10 protein-coding genes are annotated in these 11828 nt (G+C 52.6%); all 10 read right to left on the reverse strand.

The annotated features are described in order from the left end of the window. Nucleotides 1–53: 53 nt before the first annotated feature. Complete coding sequence (locus tag VGJ94_03720) at nucleotides 54–3170, reverse strand: hypothetical protein (protein HEY3275705.1); 3117 nt, start codon at nucleotides 3168–3170, stop codon at nucleotides 54–56. A gap of 106 nt (nucleotides 3171–3276) precedes the next feature. Beyond that, entirely contained in the window at nucleotides 3277–4500 is a 1224-nt protein-coding gene (locus VGJ94_03725; protein ID HEY3275706.1) for an ABC transporter substrate-binding protein, read from the reverse strand. Nucleotides 4501–4591: 91 nt separating this feature from the next. Next, nucleotides 4592–5377, reverse strand: coding sequence for a M15 family metallopeptidase (locus VGJ94_03730; GenBank protein HEY3275707.1), 786 nt, complete (start codon nucleotides 5375–5377; stop codon nucleotides 4592–4594). A gap of 191 nt (nucleotides 5378–5568) precedes the next feature. Then, nucleotides 5569–7197 (reverse strand): excinuclease ABC subunit UvrC, encoded by a 1629-nt coding sequence (uvrC, locus tag VGJ94_03735; GenBank protein ID HEY3275708.1) that lies wholly within the window; start codon nucleotides 7195–7197, stop codon nucleotides 5569–5571. A gap of 72 nt (nucleotides 7198–7269) precedes the next feature. After that, nucleotides 7270–9261: an excinuclease ABC subunit UvrB gene (gene uvrB / locus VGJ94_03740; protein ID HEY3275709.1), complete on the reverse strand. Its 1992-nt coding sequence runs from the start codon at nucleotides 9259–9261 to the stop codon at nucleotides 7270–7272. Nucleotides 9262–9585: 324 nt separating this feature from the next. Continuing rightward, nucleotides 9586–9912: a hypothetical protein gene (locus tag VGJ94_03745; protein HEY3275710.1), complete on the reverse strand. Its 327-nt coding sequence runs from the start codon at nucleotides 9910–9912 to the stop codon at nucleotides 9586–9588. 28 nt (nucleotides 9913–9940) lie between these two features. Then, on the reverse strand, nucleotides 9941–10639 hold the full coding sequence (gene atpB / locus VGJ94_03750) for a F0F1 ATP synthase subunit A (GenBank protein ID HEY3275711.1): 699 nt from the start codon (nucleotides 10637–10639) through the stop codon (nucleotides 9941–9943). Beyond that, nucleotides 10629–11021 (reverse strand): ATP synthase subunit I, encoded by a 393-nt coding sequence (locus VGJ94_03755; protein ID HEY3275712.1) that lies wholly within the window; start codon nucleotides 11019–11021, stop codon nucleotides 10629–10631. The genes atpB and VGJ94_03755 overlap by 11 nt, the downstream gene beginning before the upstream one ends. Then, nucleotides 10999–11244 (reverse strand): AtpZ/AtpI family protein, encoded by a 246-nt coding sequence (locus VGJ94_03760; protein HEY3275713.1) that lies wholly within the window; start codon nucleotides 11242–11244, stop codon nucleotides 10999–11001. Before VGJ94_03760 ends, VGJ94_03755 begins: the two co-directional genes overlap by 23 nt. Before the next feature lie 353 nt (nucleotides 11245–11597). Further along, the coding region (locus VGJ94_03765; GenBank protein HEY3275714.1) for a helix-turn-helix transcriptional regulator at nucleotides 11598–11828 on the reverse strand (231 nt) is incomplete at its 5' end.

An 11828-nucleotide genomic window follows, 5' to 3' on the forward strand; every position in this document is an offset into this window, starting at 1 on the left:
TCCGGTGTGGAATCCCGGTCTCTCTGAATAAAACAGTTTCTTGAGGGAATCTTCTATTTCCCGGAACCCGCAGGAAGGGTCATGGGGTCGGAGCGAAGGATCGTCCCCTCATCTCCCACGGCAATAAATGACCCTCCGCCGTAGAAAGCGCCGCGTAATGTCACTCCCGTGCCCGAAACCCTGGAGGACCAGGTGAGACCGTCAGGAGACGTCAGCAATGCTCCGGATCCCCCTGTCGCGACAAATGTGTTATTTCCCCATCCGATGCCGTAAAGAAATGCGGTGCTCCCCGAATTCTGGGGGGTCCAGGCTACTCCGTCCGGAGAAGTGAGCAGGACACCATCTTTCCCTGTGGCCACAAATAATGAATTCCCATAGGTTATTCCAAGGAGATCCCTGTCGACGCCCGATGGTACGACACTCCATGTGATGCCGTTTGAAGAAATCAGGACAGTCCCTGATTCACCGACCGTAACGAAGACATTGTTTCCATAGGCGATATCATAAAGGGACGAGGCGTCCGGTGATCGCCGTTTCGTCCAGGAAGCGCCGTTTCCCGACGTAAGGATTGTTCCCGATGCCCCGACTGCGGCGAATAATTTCTTTCCCCATGCGACTCCATGGAGATTCTGATCGGTCCCCGAGTGCCTCTTGACCCACTTCATCGCATTCGATGAGGAGACTATCGCGCCCGACTTCCCTACAGCCACGAACCCACGGCCCTGGCCCAGAGTCACCCGGTAGAGGTCCTCCCCTCCACCCCACGACCACCACGCCCACTGGTCTCCGTCAGGCGAAAGGAGTACCATGGAAGAATCTCCCACGGCAATGAAGACGTTATTTATCGATATTATTGAATTTATCCGGAAAGGATTAGCCCATTCGATTCCGTCCCGAGAGTTGAGCACGGACCCGGAAAGACCCACGGCTACGAACATATCTTCCCCGTAGCAGACTGAATATAGATCACTTGATATATTAGATGCCCTGCCCGTCCATTTTACCGTATCCGTTGAGGTCAGGATCATACCCGAGCCACCCGTGACTGCGAATAGGCCGTTTCCAAAGCTGACCCCGTAAAGGGGAACGCTTGTCCCGGAGATTCGGGGCGTCCACGTGACGCAATCGGATGAGGTCAGGATGAGACCATCTTCACCGATTGCCACAAATGTGCTGTTGCCGTATGCGACGGATAGAAGCCTTACCCTTGTTCCCGATGACATCGGTGTCCATGCGGAGCCGTCAGGAGATGTATAAATGCTTCCATTCCATCCCACGGCGACAAAAGTGCCGTTTCCATATGTAATACTCATCAATACGTCATATGAGGCCCAGGACCTTTTGGTCCACTTGATGCCGTTCGGCGAGGTCAGAACCATGCCGCCCTGCCCGGTGATTGCCACGAAAAGGTTATTCCCAAAGGTAATGCCGTAAAGGTCGGAAGTGAGACCTGATGATCTTCTCGTCCATACGAATCCATCGCGGGACGTGAGGATCACCCCCGACCATCCTACTGCCGCAAAGAGACCATTGCCGTAGGCAACACTGTACATATACTTTTTGGTCCTTGACGGCGCCTTTCTCCACGACCTCCCGTCTACCGAGCTGATAACAACGCCCTCGTAGCCCACCGCCACAAACGTGCCGTTTCCGTAAACAACGCTATGAAGCGGGAATTCAACAGTATTGAGCGTCTTCCTGTGCCAGTTGTCCAAAGGATCGCTGTCGGCTGCATGGAAGGCGGCGGTCAAACTCTTATCCGAATCGATGGTCACCACGCATGATTTCGTGCCCGAGCATACACCCGACCAGCCCGTGAAGGCGGAGCCGGAAGACGGGGCCGCCGTGAGAATCACTTGCGTACCATAGTCATAGACGGAAGAGCAAAAGGCGCCGCAGCTTATTCCACCATCGGCGCTTCTTATGGTCCCCACACCTGTCCCCTCTTCAGCCACACTCAATCTTCCCGTTGCAGGAGCGGTAAAAACGGCACTTACGGAAGCATCGGAGTCGAGCGTGATCCCGCAGGTTCCCGTGCCGGAGCAGGCTCCCGACCAGCCCGTGAAACTGCCGCCGTTCAAAGGAGAGGCGGTAAGGGTGATCGCAATGCCGGCCGGAAAGCTTGAGACACACGTGTTTCCGCAATCGACGCCCGAAGGAACACTTGTCACATTACCCGAGCCTGTGCCGGTTTTCGAGATGGAGACCCTCCTGTCAAAGGTATCCGACTGAATCATGGCGGCCCCTGCCCCAATTGCGACAAAGGTCGCACTATTCCATGTGACGCCGTAGAGGTCCTGAGCCGTCCCCGACGAACGGAAGGTCCAGGTAATCATATCCGGGGACGTAATAATAAACCCTGCCGAGCCGACCACCACATAATAGGCGCCGCCGTATGCGGCGCCATAGAGGATCACATCGCTCCCCGATGCCCGCACCGTCCAATCAAAACCGTTCGAAGAGCTTAGGATTGCCCCGTTTTCCCCCACTGCAATGAAATTGCCGTTGCCGTGAGTGACGGCAAGAAGGCGATCGGCCACGCCGGAAGACCGGCTCATCCAGGCAGCTCCGTCGCTCGAGGTATACACGGAGCCGCCGGTGCCGACTGCCACAAAAATACCGTTGCCGTAAGCTACGCCTATATGGAACTCCGAGCTTCCCGTAGATTGCGGGGTCCATGTTACACCATCGGGAGAGGTGAGGACCTTGCCTTTGGAGCCTGCCGTGGCTACAAAGACTCCATTACCATAGCTCACGCCGTAAAGGTCGTAACCGCTGCCCGTTGACCGGAGTGCCCAGGTGGCGCCGTCTGATGATGTGAGGACAGTATCCAGCCATCCGACAGCTACAAAAGTTCCTGCCCCATGGCATATGCCGTTCAGGCGGTTCCTCGTATCCGAGGTCGCCACCGCCCATTCTGCTCCATCACTCGATGTGAGGATCGTCCCCTGCTCCCCCACCGTCACCAGCATATTGCCATTAAAGGCGGCTCCATGATAAGGATACGCGGCCTGTGCAGGGAGGACCCTGGCATGCCAGACATCGAGAGGATTATAGGCGAACAGGACTGAAGGAAAAGAAGAGAAGAAGCATAGGATGAAAAACAGGACTGGAGGCCATATTGTGGCCGGCCCCATTCCGTGACATCCTGCCTGTCCTTTTTTGATCATTCCACTCCTTCTCCCACACTCACCGACCGGTCGAACTCAATTTCCGGTTTTACATTCCGGGAACAACCGTTACGAACATTTCGCACTGCTCCTCTTTTCTTAACCCCTATTCCGCTTCATAGCTGCCCGTGAGCTTCCATTGGTATCCGTCGCCCATTTTCCGGACTGCCCAAAAATCGTAATTCCCATATTTTCTATCTCCTGCCCCGTTGAGGGTTGTCCTTCCCGTGGTCCCCCTGTACCCGTTGGCGGTGCTGACAAAGGTCTTCCTCAATTCCTCCGTGCTATCGACCTTGCCGCCCATTTTGACGTAGGTCGCGGCAACTACCCTTACCGCATCATAGGCCGCCAGGGCATAGGCATCCGTGAGCCTCCCTGCCTTTTCCTCGATCCTCGAGATAACGGATGACCATTTTATCTTTGAATTTTCCTCGATTCCGAATATGAGACAGAGAAAATTGGTCTTTTCCGCGAAAGCCGCTGCTTTTGGATTATCCAAAATTTTCTTGCTCAAGGCGGCCCCGTCATTTCCATACCACTTTACCGTCCTGAGGACGGGATTGTCGGAGGCAAGGGCCAATATGGCCGCGACCTCATCGAAACCAGCCAGATATACCGCTACGGACGCTGAGCCGGTTTGCTTTGTTGCCGAATCCACCTGCGCGGCAAGGCCATTCACGATAGGAGCGTAATCCTGAGTCGAAGCGGAATATTTTATCCCCTCCGTGACCTTTCCTCCAATGGAAACCACCGCCTTCCTCACCGCCTTCTGGAGCCCGTCATTTCCCGGATCATCCCTCCATGCAGGGATCACGACCTTCACCCTGTCTCTCCTCATAAAGGTGGCAATCGCCGCCCCCTCGACCTCATCGGTCGGACAGAAACGGAAAATATTATCTTTTTGGATCGCGAGGCTGCCGGCTGTACTCGATTGGCTGATGACAAATATTCCCGAGGAATCGGCGAAGCTTTTCACTGCTACGAGCTCCTCGCTCGACTGGGGACCAATCACGAACTTCACGCCTTTTCCCGCCATCGTCTTGATCCCATCCAGTGCGCGGGTCGGGTCGAGACCGGTATCGTATATGGCCGCTTTGAACCGTAGCGGCGAGCCGGCGGCCTGGGCCGCGCCATTGGCATCCGCCACCGCCATTTCCATCGCGGTTTTACTATTTTCACCGAGGGTCTTCAAATTTCCCGTGACGGAAAAAAGGCCGCCGATCAGGACTTCGGTATTTTCCGCTCCCATGGCCGTCACTGAAACAGAAAGGACGCCACTGCACAGGAAAAGCGTACACAGGGCAAGACAAATGAAACTCTTACGGATCATCACAGACCTCCACCATTCAATATTTCATGCATAATCAATTACAGGCAGTCATAACCGCTGCACCGCTCCTTCAGCGGCCGGAGCTGACGCCTCATTCCACGGGAAAATTAAAGTAAGTGTCGACAAAAGGCTCCCCCTTGAGGGTAAAATGCCACCATTCTTTATCATAAGGGGCGAAGCCATGCTTCTCCATCAGTGTCCTCAAAAGAAGCCTGTTCACTCTCTGTTGAAGCCCTATTCTCTTGTCGGCGGGATGGGCCCTTTCATCAAAACAATCGAACCCCGTGCCCATATCCACACTGTTGTCCGGGAATCGCTCATCCGCCGGAAGATAGCATTCGCTGAATCTCCGGCCGGGTTCATACTCTTCCTGTTTCGGTCCGTGCCGGGAAATTATGGTCAAATCGATCGTGCTCCCCCTCGTATGGCCCGACCTTGCAGCAATATACCCATCCCTGAAAAGGTCTTTCTTATCCACCAGAGGATAGAATTCCTTCTTCATCCTCGTGCCATTCACATCCCGGGCCCATCTCACAAAATGATCGACCGCTTTCTGGGGCCGGTAACAGTCGTATACCTTCACAGCCAGCCGGAACGGCTTCAAATCCTCCTCCACCTTCTTGAGCGCTTCCGCGGCTTTTCTGGTGAGGATACATTTGGGGGCCTTATAACCGTCGATCCTTTCGCCCACGAAATTATAGGGTCCTCTATACCTGATGTCGAGGGCGAGGTCCGGTATTACTTCCCGGGCATCCACGAAACCGGAAGGCAGGGGATCGGCTCCGCCCTTATCCATCGATATATGAAGGCTGATTATTACCGCGATAATCAAGAAGATGAAATGTATCGGCTGCCGAGGACCGGATCTTTCCCTCACTGCGCCCCTCTTTCAATGTGATGGATTTAAATAAGCCCCTTGCAGAGCATCATGGTGCGGTCCGCTATTCCCCACCAATCCATAATTTACAACAACCTTTGATGGAAAGAAATCAAAAAAAATTTCTGAGGAAAGGAACCCGTCCGGTCCGGTATAAAAACGTACGTATTATCTAACAAGATAGAAAGGGGTTACCCATCCTTTTTCGTGCTCTTGTCGGACGCGAGATCCTCTTTCCTTTTCCATTTTTTGTGAGACGATATGGCAAACCTGTGGGCCTCGTCCCGCATCCTTACGATCTCTTTGAAGACAGGCGAGTTCTTCGGCAGGGGAAGGGCATTCTTCCTTTGAGGAAGATAGATGAGGTCTTCCATTCTCTTTCTTCTCTGCGCCTTGGCGATGCCTATGGTTTCAATATCCATATTTAACGAGCCGAGCATCTTCTTTACCGCGTACAGATGTCCTTTGCCTCCGTCTATAATGATCAGGTCCGGGAGAGGTCCGAGCTTCTCGTTTTTCATTCTCCTCTCTATTACCTCGCCCATCATGGCAACATCGTCCTGAGTAGGAGCTTCCTTTATGTGGAAGACACGGTAATCACTTTTTTTCGGCTTGAATCCTTCGAACACCACCATCGCCCCGGAAGGGTTTTTGCCCCCTGTGTGGGAGATATCATAGATCTCGATCCTTGCCGGCTCTTTTCTCAGATGAAGGGCCCGGGCAAAGGCTTTCCCCTGAGGAACGGGCTCGGGTTCATGGAGGTTTTCAACCGCCATGGGCAGCATCTCCTGCGCGATTCTCGCCCCGGGGCCGTACATTTTAACAGGCCCCCTCTTGCGTTCCTTGAGGAATCTCTCGAGAAGCGCAAGATCCTGAAGCTCTTCGGACAGGATGATTTCTTCCGGCACAGGCCGCGTACTGTAATACTGGAAGAGAAAAGAAGAGAAGACGTCCTCTAATTCCAGTGCCCCGGAATGATCTTTAAAAGTTCTTTTCGACAGGAGGAGCCCCTTTCTAAAAATGAGGAGGGCCGCCCTGAAGCCGTCGCCCTCCTGAACAAAGGCCCACACATCGCGGTTCTTTCCCAGGTGTTCATGGACGTTCTGCTTCTCCACCATCCCCTTGATGGCTAAATACCGCTCTTTGAATACTCTCGCCTCTTCGAATCTCCAGGCTGCCGCTGCAGTTTCAATTTTAATTTCGAGGGTCTTAAGTACTTTTTCATCCCTTCCCGAGAGGAAATCTCTCAGCTCGCCCACAATCTCTCCGTATGCTCCTTCGTCCACCGCGCCGGAGCAAGGTCCGAGACACTTACCGAGCTCGAAGAGCATGCAGGCCCTCTTCCTTTTTCTGAAAACCGTGTCCCGGCATCGCCTGATAGGATACACGGTCTGAACGACCTTCAATACATCCCTCACATCCCTGGCGTGGGGATAGGGGCCGAAATATTCGGCGCCGTCTTCGTTTATTTTGCGTGTCACGTAGATTGCAGGAAAAGGATCCCGAACCGTGAGCTTCAGAGAGACGTAAGTCTTGTCGTCTTTCAATACGAGATTATATTTCGGGGTGTGCTCCTTTATCAGGTTGTTCTCGAGGAGAAAGGCTTCCTTTTCATTGTCTGTAAGGATGACCTCCACGTACTCCGCCGCAATCGTGAGACGTTCCGTTTTTGCGTTCTTTCCCCCTTCACGGAAATAGCTCCGCACCCTGTCTCTCAGGTTTTTTGCTTTTCCTATATAAAGGATCTTCCGGTCCCGGTCTCTGAACACATAGACGCCGGACGATTCCGGCAGGACCCCGAGCATCGATTCGTTAATCAAAGGCCACCATTATAAAATGGACTCCATCTCGTAAGACCGCAGGCACACCCTGCGATCCATCCCGCACGTTTTTCAGAGGGCGATCTCCATCTGCTCCAGCTTCAGGAGCCTGTCCCGTAACTGGGCGGCCCTTTCGAAGTCCCATCTCTTCGACGCCTCCGAGATCTCCTTTCTCAGCTTCTTTATCATCCTCGAGAGCTTCTTCGGCTCGGTCACACCCTTTTCGTCAAGCTCATCTGTCGGTATGGTGTAATAATCTTTTTCATAGATCGACGAAAGGAGGTCCACCACCGATTTTTTGATGCCTTCAGGAGTAATGCCGTTCTTCTCGTTATACTCCAGCTGGATCTTCCTTCTCCGGTTCGTCTCATCGAGTGCCCTGCGCATGGAGTCGGTTATTTTGTCGGCAAACATGAGGACCCGTCCGTTCAGATTCCTCGCGGCCCGTCCGCAGGTCTGGATGAGGGAAGTCTCGGAGCGCAGGAAACCCTCTTTATCGGCATCCAGAATCGCCACGAGGGCGACCTCCGGCAGATCGAGCCCCTCCCTGAGGAGGTTGACTCCCACGAGGACGTCGAATTTGCCCATCCTGAGGTCTCTCACGATGGCAATCCTTTCCAGGGTATCGACATCGGAGTGGAGATATTTCGTCCTGACCCCTTTATCAAGGAGATAATCGGTGAGATCCTCGGCAAATCGTTTGGTCAAAGTCGTAACCAGGACCCTTTCCTTATTCGCGATGACCTTTTGAACCTCCGTAAGGAGTGTATCGACCTGGTTCTTGGCCGGTTGAATCTCGATGACCGGGTCCATGAGCCCTGTAGGCCGGATAATCTGCTCCGCAATATGGCCCCTTGCTTTTTGGAACTCATATTTGGCGGGCGTCGCGGAGACGTAGACCACCTGTTTCGTCCTTGCCTCGAATTCCTCGAACATGAGAGGTCTGTTATCGAGGGCGGAAGGGAGGCGGAATCCGTACTCCACGAGCGTAGTCTTCCGGGCCCTGTCGCCCCGATACATTCCCACGAGCTGGGGTATTGTTACGTGGCTCTCGTCGATCATCACGATGGTATCGGCAGGAAAGTAATCCATAAGCGTGGGCGGCGGCTCCCCCGGAGACCTTCCCGTAAGATGACGGGAATAATTCTCAATGCCCTGACAGTACCCGATCTCCCGCAGCATCTCGAGATCATAATTCGTCCTTTGCTCGAGCCTTTGCGCCTCAAGCAGCTTATTCCCTTCTTTGAGCAGCTTTAAATGGTCTCTAAGCTCCGCCTCTATAGATGTCACGGCTCGCTCGATAGTCTCTCTGGGAGTTACATAATGGGTGGTGGGATATATGGTGCACCGTTTCAGGCGCTCCGTAATGGCTCCCCGCAACGGGTCGATATGATAAAGGGCCGTGATTCCCCGGTCGTCGAGCACTATTCTAACTGCCTTGTCCTCCTCGTAGGCAGGGAAGACATCGATATTCTCGCCTCTTATTCTGAACCTCCCCCTGTAGAAATCGAGGTCGTTTCTCTCATACTGGCACTGGATCAGTTTATCGAGGATAATTCTCCTGTCGACCGGCTGGCCTTCCTCCAGGTAGAGGAGCATGCCGTAATACGCCTCGGGAGAACCGAGGCCGTAGATGCACGAGACGCTCGCCACGATAATGACGTCGTCTCTTTCGAAAAGGGCATTCGTAGCCTTCAGCCTCAGCTTATCGATCTCCTCGTTAATCGATGAATCCTTTTCTATGTAGGTATCCGACTGGGGGAGGTATGCTTCGGGTTGGTAATAGTCATAGTAGCTTACAAAAAAATGGACTTCATTGTCGGGAAAGAGGCCCTTGAATTCCCCATAAAGCTGCGCCGCAAGTGTCTTGTTATGGGAGATAACGAGGGTTGGCCTTTGGACGCGTTCGATCACATTGGCCATGGTAAAGGTCTTTCCCGAGCCTGTCACCCCGAGAAGTACCTGGTGAGGCGCGCCCTTTTCAAGGTTTTTTGAAAGCATCTCCACGGCCGCCGGCTGATCGCCGCTTAATTGATAGTCACTTGCGATGGTAAACTTTGCCACCCGATAGTTTACCGTCCCGGGCCGGTTTTGTCAAAGCGCAGAACCGCCCTGGCAGGTAGTCGCTGCAGGTGCGCACAGGATATAAAGAAGGGAATTAATAAATGAGGCGCTCCGGACGCCACTGAAACACACCGGAGTTACGTCCCTTCCCCCTTTCGCCATACCGCCTCAGGGGAATTGCGCTGAAAATAACGCAGGGGCCGTCATGAGAGGGGCCCTACTGCTGGGATAGCCCTGAAGCGTAAAGCCTATGCTCCGCTTCAGGACACCTCTCCCTTACTCTAAAATAGGGGGCGGACTGAGGCGTCCGCCCCCTTTCGCATTCTAGAGCTTGAAGAACAGGAGCAATGATACGACGAGAGAATAAATAACCAGCGACTCGATCATTGCCAGACCGATGATCATCGGCGTAAAGACCTTTCCTGATGCTCCCGGATTTCTGGCTATGCCGTCGAGAGCTCCCTGAAGAGCTTTACCCTGGCCAACTGCCCCACCCGCTGCCGCAATACCGATACCCAGGCCGGCGGCCAGGGCGATCATCTGCTTGACGGATGAGTCAAGACCCTTTCCCTCGTCAGCGGCCATTGCGACCGTTACGGAGAGACTTACGAAAATCCCGAGAAGCATCATGACTAATAGAGCTTTTTTCATTTGAATCCCACTCCTTTCGTATTGTTATTTAATGTTCCTCATGGGAAATAGCCCCAGAAAAATATGCCATCGCCAGCATCATGAACACGAAGGTCTGCACGAAGGCAACAAACAGACCGAGAGCCATGAAAGGCACCGGAAGCAGAAAGGGAATCAGGCCGAAGAAGATGCCGGTAACCAAATGGTCGCCGAAGATGTTGCCGAAAAGCCTGAGACCGAGCGAGAGAGGCCGCGCGATATGACCCACAATCTCGATGGGGATCATAATGGGCGCCAGCCAGCCCACGGGTCCCATAAACTGCTTAAGGTACTTTATGCCATGTTCCTTTACGCCATAATAATGGGTCATCACAAACACGGTAAGGGAACAGGCGAAGGTCGTATTCACATTATCCGTGGCGGGAAGAAATCCCGGGATGAAACCGGCAAGGTTGTTAAAAAGGATAAAAAGCCCAAGGGTTCCCACGAGGAGGACGAATTCCTTTCCTCTTGGCCCCATGGTATCCACGATGATGCCCGACACGCCTTCGGCCATTACTTCAACAAGGTTCCCGAAGCTGAACTTGGCCGACGGCACCACATCGTCCTCGGATTTCTTGAGCTGTCTATACCCCAAGATCACGATCGCCAGAAGTATGACCGACGCAATAATCCCGTTTGACACATGGGCAGGCAACCCCTTGAGACCGGGTATCAAGGACGCCCAGGTAAATGCCTCATGCTCCATTCTTCTGCCTCCTTTTCCCTGCAGGGCTGAAAACGGATATGACCTGGCTGATTACAATGGATATAAAGACAGTGGAGAGGCCGATAAGAAAAAACGCCACGCTTATATCCCCGTACGCCATCACCAGAGCCACAAGCCCTACAAGAACGAGAAATTTAATCGGAAGTTTAATGACAACTTCTTTCTTGCTTATAGTCCCGTTCGCGAACCCACCTTCTATTATTTTTTTCAGGAACCTGAAATTAAGGGTCATCATGGAGCTTCCTACGGCAAAGCTGAAGAAATATTTGAATTCTCTCATTATTACTGCGGATAATATCGACCCGAGCACAAGAACGATTACATTTACCCGTTCGATGTCATTTATGCTTGTCTCTTTCATTCTCCTTTTCCATCTTTTTGGCTGCCGTATAAACCGCTTTCATGGCAGCCAAAATCCCAATCATCAGAAACGAAAACGACAGGTAAGGGTATGTCCCGAAATACTTGTCAAGAAAGTATCCTATTACTATGCCCAGGGCGACGCACAATCCCATCTCCAGGCCCAGTGAACCAAAGGCCATGAGCGCCTTGAGCACGTCCTTTTTATCGTCTGAGGCCGCCATATACTTTATTGATCTCCCACTTTGTACCATAAGGGTTATCGTTAGTCAATCTATTTTTGTCCCTAATTTCACAAATAGCGTTTTACCCTTATAAACCAAGGGTTCGCGTTCAATTAATCGGTGCGGTTTTCGGCCATTTTCTGTCTTTCGGAGAAAGGGCTGATCGGGGATAAATAGGGCGGAGACGGATTACCTCGCAAGGGGGGTCTTCCCGGACCCGGAGGCCCGGGAAGACAGTGCCATAACACAATGGAAGGAGATATTATCCTTCTATTGTAGAAGGTACGGAAGAATATTCATATATCAATAATATGCTTAATTAATACCTATAGATTTTAGGTATTGAAGCCGGCTCAGGCGAGGGAGAGGAGAAAAGTCTGGAGGTTCACCCTTCTCTTATTTAAGTTCAGTTTCCGCCTTATATTATAGCGGTGTATGTCGATGGTGCGGGTCGAAAGCGTGAGGAGCCGGGACATCTCCTTGGTGGACTTCCCTTTCTTTATCAGATCCGCAATAACTATTTCGCGGGGCGTAAAATCCGCATATTTCGAGGCCATATGCCTTACGAAGGGAGACATTATCTC

Source organism: Syntrophorhabdaceae bacterium, assembly GCA_036504895.1.
Classification (GTDB): domain Bacteria; phylum Desulfobacterota; class Syntrophorhabdia; order Syntrophorhabdales; family Syntrophorhabdaceae; genus PNOM01.

Coding starts and splice junctions, on each gene's coding strand:
- VGJ94_03720 (HEY3275705.1), bottom strand. CDS start 3,170: ATGATCAAAAAAGGACAGGCAGGATGTCACGGAATGGGGCCGGCCACA.
- VGJ94_03725 (HEY3275706.1), bottom strand. CDS start 4,500: ATGATCCGTAAGAGTTTCATTTGTCTTGCCCTGTGTACGCTTTTCCTG.
- VGJ94_03745 (HEY3275710.1), bottom strand. CDS start 9,912: ATGAAAAAAGCTCTATTAGTCATGATGCTTCTCGGGATTTTCGTAAGT.
- atpB (HEY3275711.1), bottom strand. CDS start 10,639: ATGGAGCATGAGGCATTTACCTGGGCGTCCTTGATACCCGGTCTCAAG.
- VGJ94_03755 (HEY3275712.1), bottom strand. CDS start 11,021: ATGAAAGAGACAAGCATAAATGACATCGAACGGGTAAATGTAATCGTT.
- VGJ94_03760 (HEY3275713.1), bottom strand. CDS start 11,244: ATGGCGGCCTCAGACGATAAAAAGGACGTGCTCAAGGCGCTCATGGCC.